Annotated in this window: 24 protein-coding genes and 2 other annotated features; all 24 genes read right to left on the bottom strand. The window is 39.8% G+C overall.

Annotation, left to right across the window (positions count from 1 at the left end):
* Positions 1–32: 32 nt before the first annotated feature.
* The 24 genes from rpsG to radA all read right to left on the bottom strand — a co-directional run bounded on the left by rpsG (position 33) and on the right by radA (position 24,516).
* Complete coding sequence (rpsG, locus tag LS41612_RS01090) at positions 33–503, bottom strand: 30S ribosomal protein S7 (protein ID WP_024364378.1); 471 nt, start codon at positions 501–503, stop codon at positions 33–35.
* Between the two features lie 149 nt (positions 504–652).
* Complete coding sequence (gene rpsL / locus LS41612_RS01085) at positions 653–1,072, bottom strand: 30S ribosomal protein S12 (RefSeq protein WP_010860613.1); 420 nt, start codon at positions 1,070–1,072, stop codon at positions 653–655.
* A gap of 98 nt (positions 1,073–1,170) precedes the next feature.
* Entirely contained in the window at positions 1,171–1,419 is a 249-nt protein-coding gene (locus LS41612_RS01080; RefSeq protein ID WP_024364379.1) for a ribosomal L7Ae/L30e/S12e/Gadd45 family protein, read from the bottom strand.
* 137 nt (positions 1,420–1,556) lie between these two features.
* Entirely contained in the window at positions 1,557–5,243 is a 3,687-nt protein-coding gene (gene rpoC, locus LS41612_RS01075) for a DNA-directed RNA polymerase subunit beta' (protein ID WP_024364380.1), read from the bottom strand.
* A gap of 200 nt (positions 5,244–5,443) precedes the next feature.
* A complete protein-coding gene (gene rpoB / locus LS41612_RS01070) occupies positions 5,444–9,019 on the bottom strand; it encodes a DNA-directed RNA polymerase subunit beta (RefSeq protein ID WP_172583030.1) in 3,576 nt (1,191 codons plus the stop codon).
* A 241-nt stretch (positions 9,020–9,260) separates the two neighbouring features.
* Complete coding sequence (locus LS41612_RS01065) at positions 9,261–9,863, bottom strand: class I SAM-dependent methyltransferase (RefSeq protein ID WP_024364382.1); 603 nt, start codon at positions 9,861–9,863, stop codon at positions 9,261–9,263.
* A 74-nt stretch (positions 9,864–9,937) separates the two neighbouring features.
* Entirely contained in the window at positions 9,938–10,297 is a 360-nt protein-coding gene (rplL, locus tag LS41612_RS01060; protein WP_010860618.1) for a 50S ribosomal protein L7/L12, read from the bottom strand.
* A 72-nt stretch (positions 10,298–10,369) separates the two neighbouring features.
* Entirely contained in the window at positions 10,370–10,870 is a 501-nt protein-coding gene (gene rplJ, locus LS41612_RS01055; RefSeq protein WP_024364383.1) for a 50S ribosomal protein L10, read from the bottom strand.
* A 32-nt stretch (positions 10,871–10,902) separates the two neighbouring features.
* Positions 10,903–11,049, bottom strand: a sequence feature (ribosomal protein L10 leader region).
* A gap of 57 nt (positions 11,050–11,106) precedes the next feature.
* Positions 11,107–11,805, bottom strand: a complete 699-nt coding sequence (gene rplA / locus LS41612_RS01050; RefSeq protein ID WP_024364384.1) for a 50S ribosomal protein L1 — start codon at positions 11,803–11,805, stop codon at positions 11,107–11,109.
* A gap of 118 nt (positions 11,806–11,923) precedes the next feature.
* Positions 11,924–12,349: a 50S ribosomal protein L11 gene (gene rplK / locus LS41612_RS01045; protein ID WP_004233593.1), complete on the bottom strand. Its 426-nt coding sequence runs from the start codon at positions 12,347–12,349 to the stop codon at positions 11,924–11,926.
* A gap of 231 nt (positions 12,350–12,580) precedes the next feature.
* On the bottom strand, positions 12,581–13,114 hold the full coding sequence (nusG, locus tag LS41612_RS01040) for a transcription termination/antitermination protein NusG (RefSeq protein ID WP_024364385.1): 534 nt from the start codon (positions 13,112–13,114) through the stop codon (positions 12,581–12,583).
* A 311-nt stretch (positions 13,115–13,425) separates the two neighbouring features.
* The gene (gene secE / locus LS41612_RS01035) at positions 13,426–13,611 is read right to left on the bottom strand and encodes a preprotein translocase subunit SecE (protein WP_004233589.1); all 186 of its coding nucleotides are present in this window, start codon (positions 13,609–13,611) and stop codon (positions 13,426–13,428) included.
* A 48-nt stretch (positions 13,612–13,659) separates the two neighbouring features.
* Positions 13,660–13,806, bottom strand: coding sequence for a 50S ribosomal protein L33 (gene rpmG / locus LS41612_RS01030; RefSeq protein WP_080653390.1), 147 nt, complete (start codon positions 13,804–13,806; stop codon positions 13,660–13,662).
* A 77-nt stretch (positions 13,807–13,883) separates the two neighbouring features.
* A complete protein-coding gene (gene sigH, locus LS41612_RS01025) occupies positions 13,884–14,531 on the bottom strand; it encodes an RNA polymerase sporulation sigma factor SigH (protein WP_024364386.1) in 648 nt (215 codons plus the stop codon).
* Between the two features lie 68 nt (positions 14,532–14,599).
* Positions 14,600–15,112: an NYN domain-containing protein gene (locus LS41612_RS01020; protein ID WP_024364387.1), complete on the bottom strand. Its 513-nt coding sequence runs from the start codon at positions 15,110–15,112 to the stop codon at positions 14,600–14,602.
* A gap of 2 nt (positions 15,113–15,114) precedes the next feature.
* A complete protein-coding gene (gene rlmB, locus LS41612_RS01015) occupies positions 15,115–15,867 on the bottom strand; it encodes a 23S rRNA (guanosine(2251)-2'-O)-methyltransferase RlmB (RefSeq protein ID WP_024364388.1) in 753 nt (250 codons plus the stop codon).
* Positions 15,867–16,286, bottom strand: a complete 420-nt coding sequence (locus LS41612_RS01010; RefSeq protein ID WP_024364389.1) for a Mini-ribonuclease 3 — start codon at positions 16,284–16,286, stop codon at positions 15,867–15,869. Before LS41612_RS01010 ends, rlmB begins: the two co-directional genes overlap by 1 nt.
* Positions 16,287–16,291: 5 nt before the next feature.
* On the bottom strand, positions 16,292–17,692 hold the full coding sequence (gene cysS, locus LS41612_RS01005) for a cysteine--tRNA ligase (RefSeq protein WP_024364390.1): 1,401 nt from the start codon (positions 17,690–17,692) through the stop codon (positions 16,292–16,294).
* Positions 17,689–18,339, bottom strand: coding sequence for a serine O-acetyltransferase EpsC (epsC, locus tag LS41612_RS01000; protein ID WP_024364391.1), 651 nt, complete (start codon positions 18,337–18,339; stop codon positions 17,689–17,691). The genes cysS and epsC overlap by 4 nt, the downstream gene beginning before the upstream one ends.
* Before the next feature lie 181 nt (positions 18,340–18,520).
* Positions 18,521–18,739: a binding site (T-box leader), on the bottom strand.
* Between the two features lie 49 nt (positions 18,740–18,788).
* Entirely contained in the window at positions 18,789–20,249 is a 1,461-nt protein-coding gene (gene gltX, locus LS41612_RS00995) for a glutamate--tRNA ligase (RefSeq protein WP_024364392.1), read from the bottom strand.
* Between the two features lie 124 nt (positions 20,250–20,373).
* Positions 20,374–20,850 (bottom strand): 2-C-methyl-D-erythritol 2,4-cyclodiphosphate synthase, encoded by a 477-nt coding sequence (ispF, locus tag LS41612_RS00990; RefSeq protein ID WP_024364393.1) that lies wholly within the window; start codon positions 20,848–20,850, stop codon positions 20,374–20,376.
* Between the two features lie 194 nt (positions 20,851–21,044).
* The gene (gene ispD / locus LS41612_RS00985; protein WP_024364394.1) at positions 21,045–21,740 is read right to left on the bottom strand and encodes a 2-C-methyl-D-erythritol 4-phosphate cytidylyltransferase; all 696 of its coding nucleotides are present in this window, start codon (positions 21,738–21,740) and stop codon (positions 21,045–21,047) included.
* 12 nt (positions 21,741–21,752) lie between these two features.
* Positions 21,753–22,838, bottom strand: coding sequence for a PIN/TRAM domain-containing protein (locus LS41612_RS00980; protein ID WP_024364395.1), 1,086 nt, complete (start codon positions 22,836–22,838; stop codon positions 21,753–21,755).
* Positions 22,839–23,139: 301 nt separating this feature from the next.
* Complete coding sequence (radA, locus tag LS41612_RS00975) at positions 23,140–24,516, bottom strand: DNA repair protein RadA (protein ID WP_024364396.1); 1,377 nt, start codon at positions 24,514–24,516, stop codon at positions 23,140–23,142.
* Positions 24,517–24,589: the final 73 nt, after the last annotated feature.

Raw genomic sequence — 24,589 nt, 5'->3', positions numbered from 1 at the left:
TCCTTCCATATTGGGCTTATGCTATGTTTAGATTACCAACGGTAGTGAGCGAATGCTTTGTTCGCTTCTGCCATTTTGTGCATATCTTCACGTTTTTTAACTGATGCACCAGTGTTGTTAGAAGCATCTAGAATTTCGTTAGCTAAACGCTCTTCCATAGTTTTTTCACCACGAAGACGAGAATAGTTAACTAGGTAACGAAGACCTAAAGTTGTACGACGTTCTGGACGTACTTCAACTGGTACTTGGTAGTTTGAACCACCAACACGGCGAGCGCGTACTTCAAGAACTGGCATTACGTTGTTTAGAGCAGCTTCGAATACTTCAATTGGATTTTCACCAGAACGTTCTTTAACTAGTTCGAACGCACCGTATAAAATCTTTTGAGAAGTACCTCTTTTACCATCAACCATCATTTTATTGATTAAACGAGTTACTAGTTTTGAATTATAAATTGGATCTGGTAACACGTCACGTTTGGAAACAGGACCTTTACGAGGCATGTGTTTTCCTCCTTTCGAATAATTATCGATTTTTTTTATAAACTTCGCCTAAAATGTCGTTATCACTAAATTTCCACATCAGCTAGCATGATTGGAAATCGGTGATACCAACATCAGGCTCGTTATTTATTAACACTTAGCGTGTTAAATTATTTTTTTTCTTTAGGGCGTTTTGTTCCGTATTTAGAACGTGATTGTAAACGACCGTTTACACCAGCTGTATCAAGAGCACCACGTACGATATGGTAACGAACACCCGCTAAGTCTTTTACGCGTCCGCCACGGATAAGAACAACACTGTGCTCTTGTAAGTTGTGGCCTTCACCTGGGATATAAGCTGTAACCTCAATTTGGTTAGTTAAACGCACACGAGCGTATTTACGTAACGCTGAGTTTGGTTTACGAGGTGTCATTGTACCTACACGAGTACAAACACCACGTTTTTGAGGAGACTTAACATCAGTTAAAGATTTTTTAAATGAGTTATATCCTTTGTTTAACGCTGGTGATTTTGATTTCGTGATTTTAGATTGACGAGGCTTACGTACTAATTGGTTAATTGTAGGCATCGGTTTTTCCTCCCTTCATTCATTCACTATTAATACCACACATCCAGGTGGTTCATTTTTTGGGTAAAAACAAAGTCTTTGTGTTTTATACACAAAAACTAATCTACAGCAATAGCAACTACCGCAGCTCCAACATGGATTCCACAGGCTTTGCCTAGTTCCTTTTTGGACTCGACAAGAATAACTGGTATACCGATTTCTCTCGCGAAAGATATGGCCGAATCGGTTACCCAATTGTCTGCATCAAGTGCCACAAAAAGCTCTTTCACTAAACCAGCTTGCATTGCTTTTACTGCTTGCTTTGTACCAATGATTGTTTGACTAGCCCTTACTTTATCATAAGACATTTTCATATCCTCCGAAGTACAGACAGTTAACTATCAACCTTCAATATATTATCATTATCAATTTCTACTGTCAACTAATATCTTTAAAAAGTCCGAAGAGATGCGCTTTTGTCATCTCTTCGGAGCTTTCATTTAAGTTATTCAGCAGAAACTAGATCTTCTGCGTCAAGCTCATCTTTTTCAATGCGGATTTGACGATAACGTTGCATACCAGTACCTGCAGGAACAAGTTTACCGATAATTACGTTCTCTTTTAATCCTAGAAGTTCATCACGTTTACCTTTAATTGCAGCATCCGTTAACACACGAGTTGTTTCTTGGAATGATGCAGCAGATAAGAATGATTCTGTTTCTAATGAAGCTTTTGTAATACCTAGAATTACAGGGCGACATGTTGCAGGGTTTTTGCCGTTTAGCACAGCATCTGCATTTGCCTCTGAGAATTGGTGAATATCTAATAATGAGCCTGGTAATAATTCTGTATCACCAGCTTCGATTACGCGCACTTTACGAAGCATTTGGCGTACCATTACTTCGATGTGTTTATCTCCAATTTCTACCCCTTGCATACGGTAAACTTTTTGTACTTCTTTTAGTAAATATTCTTGAACTGTTGAAACGTCTTTTACTTTTAATAATTGTTTTGGATCGATAGAACCCTCTGTTAATACTTGACCACGTTCGATTGCGTCACCTTCGATGACTTTTAGACGTGCATTATAAGGTGCTTGGTATTTACGAGTTTCTACATCACCTTGAACGGTAATTTCTTTTAGACCTTCACGGATTTCAGTGATATCTGACACCGTACCAGCAATCTCAGAAATAACAGATTGACCTTTTGGATTACGTGCTTCGAAAATCTCTTGGATACGTGGAAGACCTTGTGTAATATCGTCTCCGGCTACCCCACCTGTATGGAATGTACGCATTGTTAACTGAGTACCTGGTTCACCGATTGATTGAGCCGCAATAATACCAACTGCTTCCCCAACTTCTACTTTTTCACCAGTTGCTAAGTTCATGCCGTAACATTTTTTACATACACCATGTTTTGTATTACATGTAAATGCAGAACGGATTGTTACTTCTTCGATACCAGCTTCCGTAATAATACGAGCGATATCTTGGTCGATTAAGCCGTCTTTTTCTAAAATAACATCGCCTGATTCTGGATGGAAAATCGTTTTCTTCGTATGACGACCAACAATACGTTCGTCTAACGCTTCGATTAGTTCTGTACCTTCCATTAACGCTCCGATTGTTAAGCCACGGTCTGTTCCACAGTCATCTTCACGCACAATGACATCTTGTGCAACGTCTACAAGACGACGTGTTAAGTAACCTGAATCGGCAGTTTTTAGGGCTGTATCGGCAAGACCTTTACGCGCACCATGTGTTGAGATGAAGTATTCCAATACTGTTAAACCTTCACGGAATGAAGACTTGATTGGAAGTTCGATAATACGACCAGCCGGGTTGGCCATCAGACCACGCATACCTGCTAACTGTGTAAAGTTAGATGCGTTACCACGGGCACCTGAGTCAGACATCATAAAGATTGGGTTTGTTTTCTCAAGCGACTTCATCAGTTTTGATTGAATTTCATCTTTCGCCGCACTCCAGCTAGAGATAACACGGTCATAACGCTCTTCTTCTGTGATGAAACCACGACGGAATTGCGCTTGAACTTTATCTACTTTCTCTTGTGCTATTGCTAAGATGTCACCTTTATCTGGTAATACCACGATGTCAGATACACCAACAGTGATACCAGCGCGAGTTGAATATTTGAAACCTAAGTTTTTCATACGGTCAAGCATTTTAGATGTTTCAGTAATGTGGAAACGTTTGAACACTTCTGCAATGATATTTCCTAAGAATTTCTTGCGGAATGGGTTTACAACAGGTACAGATGCAAAGTATTTGCGAAGTACCGCTGAACGTTGTGCGTCAACTTTACCTTTTTCATCTAATTGGTTGTAAGCAGCATCTGCTTCAAGCTCTGCTAGAGTTTCTTCGTCAATTGTTAAGTTTACGAAGTATTTATCTGGTGTTACTTGCTCTAAGTTGAAATCAGTCGGTTCGTTAATGAACGGGAATGATTCAGGCAAGATTTCGTTAAAGATTACTTTACCAACCGTTGTTAGTAAGAACATATTATTTTGTTCTTCTGTAAACGTTGGATTGTGCAGTGAACTTGCTTTGATCGCGATACGAGTATGCAAGTGAACATGGCCAGTATCATATGCGATTAGCACTTCGTTTGGTCCATAGAAAATCGAACCTTCACCACGAGCATTTTCACGCTCAAGTGTTAAATAATAGTTCCCTAATACCATGTCTTGAGATGGTGTAACAACTGGTTTACCATCTTTCGGGTTTAGGATGTTTTGTGCAGCAAGCATTAGAAGGCGAGCTTCAGCTTGTGCCTCTGCTGATAATGGTACGTGAACCGCCATTTGGTCACCATCGAAGTCAGCGTTGTAAGCTGTACATACTAACGGGTGAAGACGAATTGCACGACCTTCAACTAGTGTTGGTTCAAATGCTTGGATACCAAGACGGTGAAGCGTCGGAGCACGGTTTAATAGGACCGGATGCTCACGGATAACATCTTCTAAAACGTCCCATACGTCGTTGTTTAAACGTTCGATTTTACGTTTAGCAGATTTAATGTTATGTGCAAGACCACGTTCTACTAATTCTTTCATAACGAAAGGTTTAAATAGCTCAATCGCCATTTCCTTCGGTAGACCACATTGGTACATTTTTAAGTTTGGACCTACTACGATAACGGAACGACCAGAATAGTCTACACGTTTACCAAGTAAGTTTTGACGGAAACGACCTTGTTTCCCTTTCAACATATGAGAAAGTGATTTTAACGGACGGTTACCTGGTCCAGTTACAGGACGACCACGACGACCGTTATCGATTAATGCATCAACTGCTTCTTGTAACATACGTTTTTCGTTTTGAACGATGATGCTTGGTGCACCAAGATCTAACAAACGTTTTAAACGGTTATTACGGTTAATGACACGACGATATAAATCGTTTAAGTCAGAAGTTGCAAAACGACCACCATCTAGTTGAACCATTGGACGAAGCTCCGGTGGAATAACAGGTAGTACATCTAAAATCATCCACTCTGGAGAGTTACCTGAGTTACGGAATGACTCTACCACTTCAAGACGTTTAATCGCACGTGTACGGCGTTGACCTTGTGCAGATTTTAACTCTTCTTTTAAAGAATGTGTTTCATCTTCAAGATCGATTTTACCAAGAAGCTTTTTAATGGCTTCTGCACCCATAGCAGCTTCGAATGTGTTACCGAATTTTTCGCGGTATGCACGATACTCTTTTTCAGAAAGTAATTGTTTACTTTCTAAGTTTGTAGCACCTGGTTCGATGACAACGTAAGATGCGAAGTAAATTACTTCTTCTAAAGCACGTGGTGACATATCTAAGATAAGACCCATACGGCTTGGAATACCTTTGAAGTACCAAATATGAGAAACTGGGGCTGCTAATTCGATATGACCCATACGTTCACGTCGAACTTTTGCACGTGTTACTTCAACACCACAACGGTCACAAACTACGCCTTTATAACGAACGCGTTTGTATTTACCACAGTGACATTCCCAGTCTTTCGTAGGACCGAAAATACGTTCACAGAATAAACCATCTTTTTCTGGTTTTAATGTACGATAGTTAATTGTTTCTGGTTTTTTTACTTCACCATATGACCAAGAACGAATCTTGTCAGGGGAAGCTAAACCAATTTTCATATATTCAAATTCATTAACGTCTATCAAGGAGCCTACCTCCCTCTAGTTATAGGTCTTTATAAAGACTCTTTTACGCAGCTCGACAATCGTTTGCCAAAATACCTTTTGACAAAAGATTAAAAATAGATTGTTTTCATTCGTAAAGAAAGTCGGGCAGGGCGTTAAATCCTGCCCGACTAATTTGAAAAATAAGTTTGACCATATTCACACGAATGTGAACTTATCCATTATTCAAAAGACTCTACTGGCTCTTCTTCTGTTTCTGGTTGTGGCGCAATGTTAAGTGCGTCAGCAGGTTGAAGATCTTCTTCTTCGTCTAGATCGCGAAGCTCTACTTCTTCATCATTGATTGTTAACATTTTAACATCCATACCTAGAGACTGAAGTTCTTTAATCAATACTTTAAATGATTCTGGAACGCCTGGCTCTGGAACGCTTTCACCTTTAACGATAGCTTCGTATGTTTTCACACGACCAACAACGTCATCAGATTTAACAGTTAAAATTTCTTGAAGTGTGTATGCAGCACCATATGCTTCAAGTGCCCATACCTCCATCTCACCAAAGCGTTGTCCACCGAACTGCGCTTTACCACCAAGTGGTTGTTGTGTAACAAGTGAGTAAGGACCAGTTGAACGTGCGTGAAGTTTATCATCAACCATGTGTGCAAGTTTGATCATGTACATAATCCCTACAGATACACGGTTATCGAATGGTTCACCTGAACGTCCATCATACAGGATTGTTTTACCGTCACGGTTCATCCCTGCTTCTTCCATTGTTTCCCATACATCTTCTTCGTTGGCACCATCAAATACTGGCGTTGCCATATGAACACCTAAGTAACGAGAAGCCATACCTAAATGTAGTTCTAAAACTTGTCCGATATTCATACGAGAAGGTACACCTAGCGGGTTTAACATGATATCGACAGGAGTACCATCTGGCATAAATGGCATATCCTCTTCCGGTAAGATACGAGAGATAACCCCTTTGTTACCATGACGTCCGGCCATTTTGTCCCCAACGCGGATTTTACGTTTTTGAACAATGTAAGCACGAACTAATTGGTTAACACCTGGTGGTAACTCGTCGCCGTCTTCACGGTTAAATACTTTCACGTCAAGGATGATACCGCCCGCACCATGTGGTACGCGTAATGAAGTATCACGAACTTCACGTGCCTTTTCACCAAAGATTGCGTGTAATAAGCGCTCTTCAGCCGTTAACTCTGTAACCCCTTTAGGCGTTACTTTACCTACAAGAATATCACCATCGCGTACTTCCGCACCGATACGGATAATACCACGTTCGTCTAAGTTACGAAGTGCATCTTCCCCAACGTTTGGAATATCACGTGTAATTTCTTCAGGTCCTAATTTTGTATCACGAGATTCTGATTCATATTCTTCAATATGAACTGAAGTATATACATCGTCTTTTACAAGGCGTTCACTCATGATAACAGCATCCTCATAGTTGAACCCGTTCCAAGTCATGAATGCAACAAGTACGTTACGACCTAATGCAAGTTCACCTTTTTCCATTGATGGACCGTCAGCTAAAATATCACGAGGTTTCACACGTTCGCCAACTTTTACAAGTGGACGTTGGTTGTATGAAGTACCTTGGTTTGAACGAATGAATTTTTGTAATTTATATTTTGTTAAATCGCCTTTAACTTCTTTACCGTCGATTGTTTCAATGCGACGTACGTGGATTGAACGAGCTTCTACATGCTCAACAATACCATCGTATTTTGCTACTACAGCCGCACCTGAGTCACGTGCATCTACGTGTTCCATACCAGTTCCGACAAACGGAGCTTCTGGATTTAATAGAGGAACCGCTTGACGTTGCATGTTGGCACCCATAAGCGCACGGTTAGAGTCATCGTTTTCTAAGAACGGAATACATGCAGTCGCTGCAGAAACTACTTGTTTAGGCGATACGTCCATATAGTCCATTTGAGACTTGTTGAAAACAGTATTATCCCCACGGAAACGACCTACAACTTCATCGTTTACGAATGTACCATCAGGATTTAATAGTGAGTTCGCTTGCGCTACATAGTAGTTATCTTCTTCGTCAGCTGTTAAGTAATCAATTTGATCTGTTACTCGGCCAGTTTCGTGGTCAATACGACGATATGGCGTTTCAATGAAACCAAATTTATTTACTTTAGCGAAAGAAGATAATGAGTTAATTAAACCAATGTTTGGACCCTCTGGTGTCTCGATCGGACACATACGACCATAGTGAGAATAGTGAACGTCACGCACTTCGAAACCAGCGCGTTCACGTGTTAAACCACCAGGTCCTAATGCAGATAGACGACGTTTGTGCGTTAACTCTGCCAGTGGGTTTGTTTGGTCCATGAATTGAGATAATTGAGAGCTACCAAAGAATTCTTTAATAGACGCAATTACTGGACGAATATTGATTAATTGTTGCGGTACGATAGCGGCTGTATCATTGATAGACATACGCTCGCGCACTACACGTTCCATACGAGATAAACCGATACGGAATTGATTTTGTAATAATTCACCAACAGAGCGTAGACGACGGTTACCTAAATGGTCAATATCATCTGTTGCCCCTACTTGGTAAAGTAAGTTGAAGAAATAACTTACTGAAGATAAGACGTCAGCAGGTGTAATGTTCTTCACTTCTTCGTCAATGTAGGCATTGCCAATTACATTGATTTCTTTTTGTGCTTCATCTTTCGGAGCATAAATTTTAATAGATTGGATTGTTACGTCATCTTCAAGTACTCCGCCAACTTGTGATAAAGTGCGGTAGCCAATACCTTTAGAAGAATCCTCTAGGTAAGGTAAAATCTTATCTAAAGTACGACGATCAAGCACAGTGCCCTTCTCTACTAAAATTTCGCCTGTTTCTGGATCAACAAGCGTTTCAGCAATCGTTTGGTTGAATAAACGATTTTTGATGTGAAGCTTTTTATTCATTTTGTAACGACCAACATTCGCTAAATCATAGCGTTTAGCATCGAAGAAACGAGAGTATAATAAACTTTTCGCACTTTCTACTGTTGGTGGCTCACCTGGACGTAAACGCTCATAGATTTCTAAAAGTGCTTTTTCTGTACTTTCAGAGTTATCTTTTTCTAGCGTATTACGTAAATACTCGTTATCACCGATAATATCGATAATTTCTTGATCTGAACCGAAGCCTAGTGCGCGAAGTAACACTGTTACTGGTAGCTTACGAGTACGATCAATACGCACATATACTACATCTTTCGCGTCAGTTTCATATTCTAACCAAGCACCACGGTTTGGAATGACTGTTGCACCGAAGCCTTTTTTACCGTTTTTATCAGTTTTATCATGGAAATACACACTCGGTGATCGAACTAATTGCGAAACAATAACACGTTCAGCACCATTGATAATGAACGTACCTGTTTCTGTCATTAATGGGAAGTCACCCATAAATACATCTTGTTCTTTCACTTCGTCAGTTTCTTTGTTGTAAAGACGTACTTTCACACGTAATGGAGCTGCGTAAGTAACATCTCGCTCTTTACACTCATCGACATCATACTTAGGATCACCTAATGAATAATCGATGAATTCTAATGAAAGATTACCTGTAAAGTCCTCGATCGGCGAAATGTCACGGAACATTTCACGTAAACCTTCTTCAAGGAACCACTCGTAAGACGCCGTTTGAATCTCAATCAGATTTGGAAGCTCAAGCACCTCTTTAATACGCGCAAAGCTTCTACGCTGGCGGTGTTGTCCGTACTGAACTAGTTGACCTGTCAACTCATTCACCCCTCAATAAAGCGATATTAGGTCTTTGCAAAATCATCCAAATAGTGTATGATTTCGAAAGACAAAAAGAAAACGAGTCTTCAAAAGATCTCATTTTCGGTTAACTAAACTTATCTTGGCAAGTATACCCATATTAAATCATTCATATACCAAAAGGGCACACGACCTCAAAATAATATTTTTGCATTGTATCATATTATCATAGCCGTTTTGTCAAGTCAATATTTTATACATATTTCATTTATTTTTTTGCACGCACTATCCAGTAGCCTTTTTTCTTTTCCACAATATCCACTACAGAAAATTTTTCCTCTAAATAGCTAACCGTTGATGGTGCACCTTGCTTCTTCTGAATTACTACCCAAAGCTCTCCAGAAGTCACTAACTTATCATAAGCACCGTCGTAAAAGCGGAAAACCGTTTCCTTTCCTGCGCGAATTGGAGGATTGGTTAAAATAGCTGCAGCTTTCGCCTCATCATCAACATTCGATAGTCCGTCACTTACAAATATACGTACATTTTGAACACCGTTTACTTGCGCATTTTTTTGTGAAAGCGCAACTGCCCGCTCATTAATATCCATCATGAATACTGTTCGCTCAGGATTTGCTTTGGCAATAGACAACCCAATCGGTCCATACCCACAACCTACATCGAAAATAGCACCATCCACATCCGGCATTTGAAACGCATCTATTAATACACGGGATCCAAAATCTACTTCGCTTTTACTAAATACACCTGCATCCGTTTCAAAGGAAAACGTATGCCCAAGTAACTTGAACGTCCAGTGACGAGGTTTACTTTCAGTTTGAGGCTTACTTGTATAATAGTGATCTGACATTTTCACGCCTCCTCAGAATGAAGAAAAAGCTCGCCATAATGACGAGCTTCCTTTTGTATAAAAGTAATACGAGATTACTTAACTTCTACAGATGCGCCAACTTCTTCAAGTTTAGCTTTGATTTGTTCAGCTTCATCTTTAGAAACGCCTTCTTTAAGAGCTTTAGGAGCGTTATCTACAACTTCTTTAGCTTCTTTAAGACCTAAACCAGTGATTTCGCGAACCACTTTGATTACTTTAATTTTTTCAGCACCAGCAGATGCTAATACTACGTCGAATTCTGTTTTTTCTTCAGCTGCAGCAGCACCGCCAGCAACTACTGCTACTGGAGCAGCAGCTGTTACACCGAATTCTTCTTCGATAGCTTTTACTAAATCGTTTAATTCAAGAACTGTCATAGCTTTGATAGCTTCTAAGATTTGCTCTTTGTTCATTATAATTTCCTCCTAATTGGATATGTTTTAGTTTTTTGCGGTCAAGCCGCGGAAGTTATGCTACGTAAGAAATTACGCGCCTTGTTCTTCTTTTTGTTCTGCAACAGCTTTTGTTGCAAGTGCGAAGTTGCGCACTGGAGCTTGAAGTACAGATAAAAGCATTGAAAGAAGACCTTCGCGTGATGGAAGTTCTGCAAGTGCTTTAACATCTTCAACAGAAGAGATTGCACCTTCAATAATACCTGCTTTAATTTCTAAAGCTTCGTTTTTCTTAGCGAACTCGTTGATGATTTTAGCAGGAGCTACAACATCTTCAGTTGAGAACGCGATTGCGTTAGGACCAGTTAATACTTCGTTGATCCCTTCAACACCAGCAGCTTCAGCAGCACGACGAGTTAAAGTGTTTTTGTAAACTTTAAACTCAACACCAGCTTCACGAAGTTGTTTACGAAGTTCAGTCACTTGTGCAACATTAAGACCACGGTAATCCACTACCACTACAGAAGCAGCGCTTTGGAATTTTTCTGTGATTTCTTGCACTTGAGATTGTTTGTTTTCGATTGCTTTGCTCATGATGACACCTCCTATTAGAATGGGTCATTTATACCGACAAAAGAAAAGCCTCTGGGTCATATAGACACAGAGGCTGAAAGTCATCATCTTTAAAATAAGAATCCGAATTCCGATGTCCTCGGTAGGAACATTAAGTGACAAGTCACTCCTACTGTCTACGGTACAAATGGATGATTCACAACAGCATCCATCATACCAAAGATGCGGATAGCTGTCAACCGATTTATATAAATAAATTATTTTACTACTACGTTAGCAGCGTCAATTTTAACAGCTGGGCCCATTGTAGTTGTAACATTTACAGATTTCATGTAAGTACCTTTAGCTGCAGCAGGTTTTGCTTTTTGAACAACGTCAAATACAGTTAAGAAGTTTTCTACAAGTTTTTCTGTTGCGAAAGAAACTTTACCGATAGGAGCGTGGATAATACCAGCTTTGTCAGCGCGGTATTCTACTTTACCAGCTTTGATTTCTTCGATTGCTTTTGTTACGTCAAATGTAACTGTACCAGTTTTAGGGTTTGGCATTAAGCCTTTAGGTCCTAATACGCGACCAAGTTTACCAACTTCACCCATCATGTCAGGAGTTGCTACGATTACATCGAAGTCAAACCAACCTTGTTGGATTTTTTGGATGTACTCTGCATCGCCTACATAGTCAGCGCCAGCAGCTTCTGCTTCTTTAAGTTTTTCACCTTTAGCGAATACTAATACGCGTTGAGTTTTACCAGTACCGTTTGGTAGCACTACTGCACCACGGATTTGTTGGTCGTTTTTACGAGTATCGATTCCTAAACGGAAAGCAACTTCTACAGTAGCGTCGAAGTTTACTGTGCTAGTTTTTTGAGCAAGTTCGATTGCTTCTTGTGCGCCGTATACGTTGTTACGGTCGATTAATTTCGCTGCATCTTGCAGTTTTTTACCTTTTTTAGCCATTATATATTTCCTCCTTGATTGTGGTTATAGCGGATTTTACCTCCCACGAATAAAGGTTGCGCGTTCACAAAGAAACTCCGCAACCTTCCAAAAAACAAAAACATCAAGTAAATGGGAATTAGTCTTCGATAACAATACCCATGCTTCGTGCAGTACCTTCAACCATTAACATAGCAGCTTCAACTGAAGCAGCGTTAAGGTCTGGCATTTTAGTTTCAGCGATTTCGCGAACTTTATCACGTTTAACCGTTGCAACTTTTTTACGGTTTGGTTCACCAGATCCAGATTGGATACCAGCTGCTACTTTAAGTAAAACTGCTGCAGGTGGAGTTTTCGTAATGAAAGTGAAAGAACGGTCCTCGAATACTGAAATTTCAACCGGAATAATAAGACCAGCTTGATCAGCAGTACGCGCATTGAACTCTTTACAGAATCCCATGATGTTCACACCTGCTTGACCTAATGCAGGACCAACCGGTGGAGCTGGGTTTGCTTTACCAGCAGGGATTTGAAGTTTAACAACTTTAATAACTTTTTTAGCCACGAGACACACCTCCTTAAGTCCGTGATGTGGTAATTGGGTTGCCCCTCCCACTCAATATCTGTCTGTCAGCTAAGTGCCGATAACATTAAAATTATCATTACAGACGTCAACCGAAGTTTGACAGTCTGACCTTTGAAATGATACCACTTTTAATTTTTTTAAGCAAGTAGTAATTAACAAAATTTGCGTTATACGCTCAATCATACACTAATTAGTTACTAGAATTTAAAGTTATAATTTTTGAATTTGCTCAAAATCCAGTTCCATAATCGTTTCGCGACCAAACATATCTACAGATACTTTCAGTTTTCCTTTTTCAGCGTCAATTTCTTCAACACGCCCTTGGAAGTGCGCAAACGGTCCTTCTAATACTTCAACCGCTTCACCAACTGTGATATCGATTTCAACAACTTTATCTGTCATGCCCATTTGTTGTAATAGACGATCCGCTTCCTCTGGTAATAGCGGTGTTGGTTTTGCTCCACCACCTGATGAACCGATAAAGCCAGTTACTCCTGGTGTATTACGTACAACATACCAAGAATCATCTGTCATAATGAGTTCTACTAGGACATAACCAGGGAAAACTTTACGCATCATTGTGCGCTTTTTGCCGTCTTTCATTTCTGTTTCCTCATGCTCAGGCACGATAACACGGAAGATTTTATCTTGCATCCCCATTGTTTCAACACGTTTTTCTAGGTTTGCTTTTACACGGTTCTCATACCCTGAATACGTATGAACAACATACCAATTTTTCTCCATAACTGCTAGGACTACTCGTCCGTCCCTCCCTTACTAATAAAAGTGAAAATGATCGCGATATGCAATTTTGCATCCTTTATTCTTTTCACAAGCTTCTCAATAGAAAAACATAGCTTTCGCCATAGCAAGCGAAAGCCCGATGATAAATACCTAATTAGCATAGTCATCTATTGCTACCAGCATACTTTTACTAGTAGCACGCTTATCATAATGAGAACATTTTACTGCTCTTTACTTCATAAAACAAACGAAAAAACCCGTTATTGGAAAGGACGGGCTATTTTCAAAAGTATTAACATGCTCTTTTCTAATTATAAATCTAAGTACCAGCGGAATAATGATGAAATACCTAAGTCTACTAACACAAAAAATAAAGCCATAATTACTACAGTTGAAATTACAACGACTGTATATTTCGTCAGTTCTTTACTTTTTGGCCAGCTAGTTTTTCGCATTTCCGACATTACGTCGCTGAAAAAACTTTTAATCTTACCCATTCTAGCCTAACCTCCGAATCAATCATATCTGTCTATTTACAAAATATTTTATAGCGTTTGTTTATGCACTGTATGTTCATTGCAATGCGAGCAAAATTTCTTTAATTCGAGGCGTACAGTAGAATCTCCCTTAGCAGGAAATGTGTAATTTCTCGAACCGCATTTTTCACAATTTAGCACGACTTTCTTTGTCATGTAATCACCTTTTTTGGCACTTTGTCTTTTAAAGACTAACACCTAAAATTGTCAATGTCAACAAGGGTAAGTGACCTCTACGACATTTCCTCGAGCACTAAATGTCGCTCTAATTTCCGCTTTACTCGTTGCAAAGCATTGTCAATTGACTTCACATGGCGATTCAGTTTTGCAGAAATTTCATGATAGGATTGCCCATCTAGATAGAGAGCTAGCACTTGTAGCTCTAATTCACTTAAAATCTCACTCATTTTTTCTTCTAAATAACCAAACTCTTCTCTATGAATCATTAACTCTTCTGGATCATCCATAATCGCCCCTGTTAATACATCCATTAATGTACGATCAGATTCCTCATCAAAAATAGGCTTGTCTAACGAAACATAGGAATTCAGTGGAATGTGTTTTTGCCTTGTTGCTGTTTTAATTGCAGTAATAATTTGTCTTGTAATACATAACTCCGCAAAAGCTCGAAAAGAAGCTAGCTTGTCCCCTTTAAAATCACGGACAGCTTTATACAAGCCAATCATTCCTTCTTGTACTATGTCTTCTTTATCAGCACCAATTAAAAAATAGGATCTCGCCTTTGCTCTTACTAGCAAACGGTATTTTGTAATTAAAAAATCCAACGCATCTGTATTACCTTGATGCACCATTTCAATAAGCTCTTCATCATTGAATCGTTCAAAATCTTGTGTCACTTGTACAATACTATTTTTAAACATGGTATCACCTCAGCTGCAACAGATAATTAGGAACAGTATAACGGAATTGGAAAATATCAGTCAATCAATCATTTCAAACCACGGCGCCATTTTTCAAAAGCAAGTGCCACATCTGGCTTTAGCTCTATACGTGAAGGTGGCTTGCTATCCTGCTTACGTTTTACATCATGAGAAATTTTATGTTGAATAATGCTTAAATCAATTTCAAGCTCTCTTGCCGATTTGCGTAGTGCACCATTGCCAAAAATAACACTTTGTTCAGCCATATCGGAAGTCGCCACGTGAATTTGAATATGTCTTGCTTTTAGTTCTTGTGTCATCTTTTCAATGCGTTCATCTGCTGTTTCATTTTTCCTTGTATAAATAATCTCGACGCCATTTTCTATATAAGATTGCTCCACGCCCGGCACAAGATGGGCGTCAAAAACAACTATCACGCGCCACCCTATCGCCGCTTTATATTCTGCCATAAGCTCAATTAGACGCTTACGTGCATCTTCAAAGTTCGTGTCACGTAATGGACGTAGCTCTTTCCAAGCTCCGATCATATTATAGCCGTCAACAAGCAAAATGTTCTTCATCGTTAGTCATTCGCTTCTTGACGTTTACGATACACTTCATACATTAAAAGCGCCGCAGCTACAGAAGCATTTAATGATGTGACATGCCCAACCATAGGCAGATGATATAAAAAGTCACATTTCTCTTTTAGTAGGCGCCCCATCCCTTTACCCTCACTACCAATAATAATAGCAAGCGGTAGAGTTGCATCCATTTTGCGATAATCCGCAGAGCCTTTTGCATCCGTACCAGCAATCCATACGCCCCGTTCTTTTAACTCATCGACTGTTTGGGCTAGGTTATTAACACGCACGACAGGTACATGCTCGATGGCGCCTGTTGACGCTTTCGCCACAACTGCTGTTAAGCTCACTGAGCGACGCTTTGGAATAATAATACCATGTACGCCAATTGCATCTGCAGTTCGCATAATAGAGCCTAAATTATGCGGGTCTTCTAACTCATCTAAAATTAAGAAAAATGGATCTTCTTGTTTGTTTTGTGCCGCTGCAAATAAATCGTCTAGTTCTGCATAGCTATATGCTGCTACAGATGCCACAATTCCTTGATGGTTAGCATCTGATAATTGATCGACCTTTTTTTTCGGTACAAACTGTACAATGATGCCTCGTTCGCGCGCTAAATCAAGCAGTTCATTGACCCCTGATTTTTTTACACCTTCTGCAATCCATACTTTATTCATATCGCGGCCTGAACGAAGTGCTTCTAACACTGGGTTTTTACCGGCAATAATTTCACCATTTTGTTCTGCCATTATTTTGACACTCCTTTTAATTCCTCGATTATTTGAATAGCGTATGCAATGATGGCATAAACGCGTTCTAATTCACCTAGTAAGTACAAGCTTCCAAGTACCGCTTCAAAGCCTGAACTATTGCGATAAGTTTGTACATCTGTATTTTTGGGAACAGAACCGGATTTGGCATTGCGTCCACGTCGGAACACTGCCAATTCCTGCTCTGTTAAAAAGTTTTCATCCATCATGCGATGTACAATTGTTGACTGTGCCTTTGCTGATACATAATGCGTTGCTTCTCTATGGAGTGTGTTCGGTTTTACGCGTCCGCTACGCAGTAAATACTCCCGTACCTTCTGTTCTAAAACCGCATCTCCCATATATGCAAGCGCTAATGCATTTAATTGCTTCACATCTTCATTTCGGAGTTTATCCAAGTTACTTACCCTCGTTTCCATCTTGTCCCTTGGCGTGTATCTTCTAAAATGATACCTTGCGCTTGTAAATGGTCACGAATTTCATCTGAACGGGCAAAGTCACGGTTTTTGCGCGCTTCTACGCGCTCTTGCAACAATGCTTCAATTTCTTCGTCCAGTAGTTCAGCTTCTTTAGCAAATTCAATACCTAAGACGTCACCTAATACCTCAAAAGTTTCAATAAAAGTTAATAACACTTTCTCATCCGTATTTGTTTCATTCAAGTAAATATTTGCAATACGCGCTAATTCAAATAATACTGAAATAGCATTCGCCGTATTGAAATCATCATCCATCGCTTCCTCAAACTGCGCCTTTTGTTGAGCAATTTGACGGAGCCATTCCTCTGAGCAATCGCCGAGACTTGCAGTTGCAGATAGGCGGTACTTAACATTGTTGTATGCAGTACGAATACGCTCTAAACCTGTTGCTGCAGCATCTACTAAATCCTTTGCAAAGTTAATTGGGTGGCGATAGTGAACAGATAACATAAAGAATCGTAAAATTTGCGGGTCGATTTGTTTACGGATATCGTTCACGAGCACAAAATTACCAAGGGATTTTGACATTTTTTCATTATCGATATTAATATATCCATTATGCATCCAGTAACGCGCAAATGTTGTATCATTATGCGCTTCGGATTGCGCTATTTCATTTTCATGATGCGGGAATGTTAAATCTTGACCACCTGCATGTATATCAATTGTATCACCTAAATGCTCACGCGCCATCACAGAGCATTCAATATGCCATCCAGGACGGCCGTTGCCCCAAGGACTTTCCCAATAGATTTCGCCAGGCTTTGCTGCTTTCCATAATGCAAAATCTAATGCATCATCCTTTTTCTCGCCCGCTTCGATACGTGCACCAATTTTCAAATCATCTACCGATTGATGTGATAATTTACCGTAACCATTGAATTTTCGAGTTCGGTAATAGACATCGCCCGCTGACTCATATGCATAATCTTTGTCGATTAACACTTTAATAAAGTCAATAATATCATCCATGTGATCCGTTACACGAGGATGGACATCTGCCTTTTTGCAACCTAATGCAGTCACATCTTCAAAATATGCGGCAATGAAACGATCTGTAAGTTCATGAACTTCTTCACCGAGCTCATTAGCTGCTTTAATAATCTTATCGTCGACATCCGTGAAATTAGAGACGAATTTCACATCGTAACCTTTATATTGGAAATAGCGTCGAACCGTATCATAAACAATGACAGGACGTGAATTCCCAATATGAATATAGTTATAAACCGTCGGACCGCAAACATACATTTTAACTTTTCCTTCTTCTAGCGGTACGAACGTTTCTTTTTGTCTTGTTAATGAGTTAAAAATTTGAATACTCATTGTTTTTCTCTCTCCTTTTGTAAGCGCCCGATTTCTTCTTGCAATGCTGCGATTTGCTTCTCGAAACCTTGGCAACGTTCCTCTACAGGGTCAGGAATATTTTGATGGTCTAGTTTTTTCTCTAAACGAACGCCATCTTTCATCACAACTTTACCAGGAATCCCTACTACCGTAGCGTTCGGTGGCACTTCTTTTAAAACGACTGAACCTGCACCAATTTTACTATTCTCACCAATTGTAATAGAACCCAATACTTTTGCACCAGTGGCAACTAACACATTATCTTCTAATGTCGGATGGCGCTTTCCTTTTTCTTTCCCTGTACCACCTAGTGTAACACCTTGATAAAGGGTAACATTATCGCCTATTTCACACGTTTCCCCTATAACTACTCCCATCCCATGGTCGATAAAGAAGCGTCGACCAATTTTAGCACCAGGATGTATTTCAATTCCTGTAAAGAAACGACTAATTTGTGAAATTACACGTGCGATAAAATAAAAACGTCTTTTAAAAAACCAGTGTGCAATACGATGCGCCCATGTAGCATGCAAGCCTGAATATGTTAACACGACTTCCAGTACACTGCGCGCCGCTGGGTCATTCTCAAAAATAGTATCTACATCTTCCTTCATTCTTTTAAACATTAAAACTCCCCCTTTTCGTTACAATGTGTGTCATGACCTCAACCTTGCGACCTTAAATCCTACACCCCGCACAATGAATAGCCTTAAAACCTATTGTTATTAGTAATGATTTCCCTCTTACATCTAACACATGAATTTTTTAAAAAAATAAAAAGCGCCCCTATCATTCCCATAAAGGAATGACAGAGACGCTGAAATTTGCGCGGTTCCACTCTGATTGAAGGCAAAAGCCTTCCACTTTGGACGTCCTATAACGGGAACGAACCGATAGAGCCTACTAATGTTCAGCTCTATGCTCAAAGGTGCATTTCGGTTTTGCCTTGGCTCAGACCACTTTCAGCCGGTGATGGTCCTCTCTTTAGAGCATGCGCTACGTACTTCTCCTTATCAACGCTTTCACAATGTACATTCATTTTACATCGACAATATAAATTGTCAATAAAATTCTATTACTTCGCGTATTTTTCTACACGGTCAATTGTTTTCTCTTTACCAATTAAACAAATCGCATTTGGTAACTCTGGACCGTGTGTTTCACCAGTCGTCACAACACGGATTGGCATAAATAGATTTTTACCTTTATGACCTGTCTCTTTTTGTACAGCTTTGATAGCTGCTTTGACAGTTTCAGGTGTAAACTCTTCTAAATTTTCAAGTTGTGCTTTAAATGCAGCCATTACCTCTGGTACTTGCTCGCCAGCTAAAACGGCTTTTGCTTCTTCATCATATTCAATATGATCGTTAAAGAATAGGCTTGACAGTTCCACGATTTCAGCACCAAAGCTCATTTGTTCATGGTAAAGTGCGATTAAATCTGTTGCCCAAGCGCGCTCTTCTGCTGTTAACGTTTCTGGTAATAAGCCTGCTTTTTGTAAGTGCGGTAAAGATAATGCCACTACTTCTTCTAAAGATAATTTTTTGATGTATTGATTATTCATCCAAGTCAGCTTTTGCTTATCAAACATAGATGGTGATTTCGATAAACGCTTCTCATCAAAGATTTTAATAAATTCTTCTTTAGAGAAAATCTCTTCTTCACCTTCTGGAGACCAACCAAGTAAAGCAAAGAAATTGAACATCGCTTCTGGTAAGTAACCAAGGTCTTTATATTGCGTTACGAATTGGATAATGGATTCGTCTCGTTTTGATAGCTTTTTGCGATTTTCGTTGATGATTAACGTCATATGTCCAAAGCGAGGATACTCCCAGCCAAATGCATCGAAGATCATCATTTGTTTTGGTGTGTTTGATAAATGCTCTTCACCACGGAACACATGAGAGATTTCCATAAAGTGGTCATCTAATACTACTGCGTAATTGTAAGTTGGAATACCGTTTGCTTTCACAAGTACCCAGTCGCCCACATCTTTCGATTCGAACGCTACATGTCCACGTACTAAATCATCAAATTCATATGTTACGTTTTCAGGTACACGCATACGAATTGTATATTGTTCGCCAGCCGCTTCTTTAGCCGCTACTTCTTCCGCTGATAAATGACGGCAAGTTCCATCATAAGTAGGTGCTGCAACACCACGAGCTTTTTGTTCTTCACGAGATGCTTCTAATTTTTCTGATGAACAGAAACATTTATACGCTGTGCCTTGTTGTAATAACTTTTCAGCATGCTCTTTGTAAATATCTAAGCGTTCCATTTGACGATAAGGTGCATACGGCCCACCAATGTCGATGGATTCGTCATATTCGATACCTAACCATTTTAAGTTATCTAACTGAGACGCTTCTCCACCTTCTACATTACGCTCAATATCCGTATCTTCAATACGCACGATGAATTTACCGTTATGATGTTTTGCATATAAATAGTTGAATAACGCAGTACGTGCACCGCCAATATGTAAAAATCCAGTTGGTGATGGCGCGTAACGAACGCGAACTTCTTTCGTCATAATTAAATGCCTCCTAAATATTCGTCTGAAAATAATTCCGACCTTATTAACTTTGTTCATTTTACCACTGTAGTATAGGAAATTAAAGTAACGCGTGTTTTTCAAGTGGACACGCGCCATTTTTTTATTTTTTAATCAGTAAAATTGTTGCCATTGAAGCAATGCCTTCTTCACGTCCTGTAAAGCCAAGTCGTTCAGTAGTTGTCGCTTTTACATTTACTTGTGATGCATCAGCGTTTAATAGAGTTGCAATGCGATTTCTCATTTGTTCAATATAAGGCGCCATTTTCGGACGTTGCGCCATAATTGTGCAGTCAACATTGCCAAGCACATAGCCTTTGTCCTCAACGATTTTCCAAATATACTCTAGCAACTTTGCTGAATCAGCATCCTTCCATTCTGGGTCTGTATCTGGAAAATGTCGCCCAATATCCCCTTCTCCAATCGCCCCCAGCGCAGCATCAGTTACTGTGTGCAATAAGACATCCGCATCCGAATGCCCTACTAGACCCTTTTCATGCGGTATTGTAATACCACCAATAATTAATGGACGCCCTTCTTCAAATGCATGTACGTCAAAACCTTGTCCTACTCGAAACATACAATACTGCCGTTACAACAGTGACCATTGCAACAGCATTCACCTGCCTTTTTTATTTTCTATTTATAGACAGTTTAACATATTTCCTAGGAAATTGAGCTGTCCGTAACGACTATAGTCCACATATTATAGTTTGTTTACCATCGTATAAAAAAACCTCATCAGCTACTTCTGCTGATGAGATTTTAAAGCGATTATACATTATTCTTCAACGCTCGTTTACGTAAAATAGCTTCACCAAAAAGTAAATCTTCTTTTGTTGTCATCTTTACGTTTTCATAGTTGCTTTCAACAATGTGCACCTCATGACCAAGTCGCTCGACTAACATCGCCTCATCTGTTCCGAGGAAGCCCACTTTCTCAGCCACATCTTCCGCTTCTACTATCAAATCGAAGCGGAAGGCTTGAGGCGTTTGAATCATCCATAAGCTTTCACGGTCCACCGTTTCTTCAATGATGCCATTACGCACTTTTTTCATTGTGTCCTTTGCACGAACACCAGCGATTGCAGCACCAAAATTATTCGCACTTTGTACAAGGTTTGCAATAATATCGTGCGTAATAAATGGGCGGGCTGCATCATGCACTAAAACAATATCAACCTGCTCCATTTCTTTCATACAAGCATGCACTGAATGCTGTCGCTCTGCTCCACCATCAGGCAAGCCTTTGACCTTAGAGATTCCATAGTTTGCTAGCATCTTTTGAATAACAGCACGTTCTTCAGGTTTCACCGCAAGCCAAATGCCAGTACAGTTTTCATCTTGCTCAAATACCTCTAATGTGTGTATTAAAATCGGTTTCTCTAAAAGCTCTAAAAATAATTTATTTTGACCTGCTCCCATTCGCTTGCCGCTGCCAGCTGCCGGAAGCACTACTTCATACTGCACATTGTCCACTTCCTAATCGTCCTTTGGCTTAGCAAAAATCATTCGACCTGCAGATGTTTGTAGAACGCTCGTTACCGTTACAGTAATGGCCTGTCCGATATAATTGCGGCCTCCTTCTACAACAATCATCGTGCCATCATCCAAATAAGCCACACCTTGGTTATGCTCTTTCCCATCTTTAATAACGACCACTTGCATATCTTCTCCAGGAATCACAACTGGTTTCACTGCATTTGCCAAATCATTAATGTTCAGTACTTTCACCTGATGTAATTCACATACTTTGTTCAAGTTGAAGTCATTCGTCACAATTTGTGTATCATTATCCATTTTCTTTGCAAGACGTACAAGTTTTAAATCCACTTCCTGCACATCTTCAAAATCTTCTTCGGTAATTTCTACTTTTGTCATACGTTCATCTTGCAGTTTCTTTAATATATCCAAACCACGGCGACCTCTTGTACGTTTTAATGTATCTGAGGAATCTGCAATATGCTGTAGCTCAGTTAATACAAACTGCGGTACAACCAAAACGCCTTCAATAAAACCTGTTTCCGAAATATCCGCTATACGCCCATCAATAATAACGCTGGTATCTAGCAATTTATAACTACCGCGATTTTCTGGAACGTCAATCCCTTCAGCAGCTTTTTTCTTTGCATTATTCCCACGTAAGGTGAATAACTGAAGTAACTCATCTCGCTTTTTAAAACCTACACGGAATCCCAAATATCCAAGTACAAAAGATAAGATAATTGGAATTACTTCTGAAATACCGCGAATTTGAACGCTATCAATCGCAAAGCCTAGGAAATAGGCTACGATAAGTCCTACAATTAACCCAAGCGTACCAAATAATAAATCTCCAACCGGCACTTTAAAAAGTACCTCTTCCATCCAGCTAATTAACCGAACAAAATAATCGGAAAAAGCAAATGATAATGTAAATAGTAAAAACGCACCTAAAGCAACTGATACGTAAGGATTATCAAGCCATGGATTAGATGATAAATGAAGCAATTCGTATAATGGCGGTAAGAAAACAAGGCCTAAAGCTCCTCCAATCAGTAAAAAAGCAATTTGAATAAATTTTTTCATACTGTCACCTCCAATTCTTATATTCGATTATACATATTTTACTGTAGAAAATCTTTTTTGAGCTCATCAAAACATTATTAAATTTCCTTCAGTTTATTGGACGTTATGGAAGGCTTAAGAGATGCCTAATTTCCACAATAATTGTTATCCAATTTCATGAAATTAATGATTGTTGCACCTATGAAGTAAAAATGCATGCTAGGATGTCGCCCAACATGCATTTATTTTAGTTGAAATCACTTCATCATCTAGCAACAGACGCCTAGTGTGACGCAACATGGTGACGCATTACTGCATGTCTTTAAAGCTCTCTAAAGCAGGCATTTAATGCATCTTTAATTGTTTCCACACCAACTATTTCAATACCTTGTGGGAAATCCCAACCGCCAATATTAGAAGCAGGGATAAATGCTCGCTTAAACCCTAGCTTTGCCGCCTCTAGCACACGTTGTTCAATTCGTGTGACACGACGAACCTCTCCTGTTAACCCTACTTCTCCAATAAAGCAATCTGTTCCCCGTACTGCCTGATCCTTAAAGCTAGACACAATACTCGTCAAAACAGCTAAGTCAATGGCAGGTTCATCTAGCTTTACTCCGCCAGCAACTTTAATATATGCATCTTGTGCCTGTAACATGAGGCCCATGCGCTTTTCAAGCACTGCCATAAGCAATTGCACACGGTTTTGGTCCACCCCTGTTGCCATCCGTTTCGGATAATTAAAGCTTGTAGGGGTTACAAGTGATTGGATTTCTACTAAAATTGGCCTTGTTCCCTCCATCGATGCCACGATTGTTGAACCTGCTGCACCTTGTGAACGTTCCTGTAAAAATAGCTCAGACGGATTCAAAACTTCCTTTAAGCCCCCCTGAAGCATTTCAAAGATAGCTATTTCATTTGTAGAGCCAAAGCGGTTTTTTTGGCTCCGTAAAATACGGTGGTTGTGATGTCGTTCTCCTTCGAAATACAGCACTGTATCTACCATATGCTCTAAAATACGCGGTCCCGCAATTTGCCCTTCCTTCGTCACATGTCCAACTAAGAAAATGGCAATGCCTTTTGTTTTCGCTATCCGCATTAGCTCCGCTGTACATTCACGTACTTGCGATACACTACCTGGCGCACTTGTCACCTCTGGATGGAACACCGTTTGGATAGAATCCACAATAACAAACTTTGGTTGTACATCGTCGATTGTTTGATTTAACAATTCTAAATTCGTCTCCGAATATATATACAGCTCTTGAGATACAACCCCTAAACGCTCTGCACGCAGTTTCGTTTGTCGAATGGATTCCTCACCAGAAATATAGAGCACACGATGACCTTTATTGGACAATAACGCAGACACCTGTAATAGCAATGTCGATTTTCCGATACCCGGATCACCCCCGATTAACACTAGAGATCCCGGAACAATTCCTCCGCCCAAGACACGATTGAGTTCACCCATTTCTGTAGCTACACGGGACTCCTCAGCCGCTTCTACTTGGATAATAGGTACAGCTTTTTGCGTGACGGTTGCAGAGTGTTGGAATGCTCCTCTAGGGCCTTTCGCCACAACCTCCACTTCCTCAACCATTTTATTCCATTCACCACATCCTGGACAACGTCCCATCCACTTTGCCGATTCATAGCCACAACCTGTACAGACAAATTTAGTTTTTTTCTTCGCCATCATACCACCTCGAATATTTGTTCTTATTTTCATTTTACATAAAAAAAGACAGCTTGGCACGATATGCCTCGCT

Origin of the sequence: Lysinibacillus sphaericus (assembly GCF_002982115.1) — a bacterium.
Lineage (GTDB): Bacteria > Bacillota > Bacilli > Bacillales_A > Planococcaceae > Lysinibacillus > Lysinibacillus sphaericus.
Note: the sequence above shows the minus strand (reverse complement) of the source record. Positions and strands in the feature narration are given on the sequence as shown.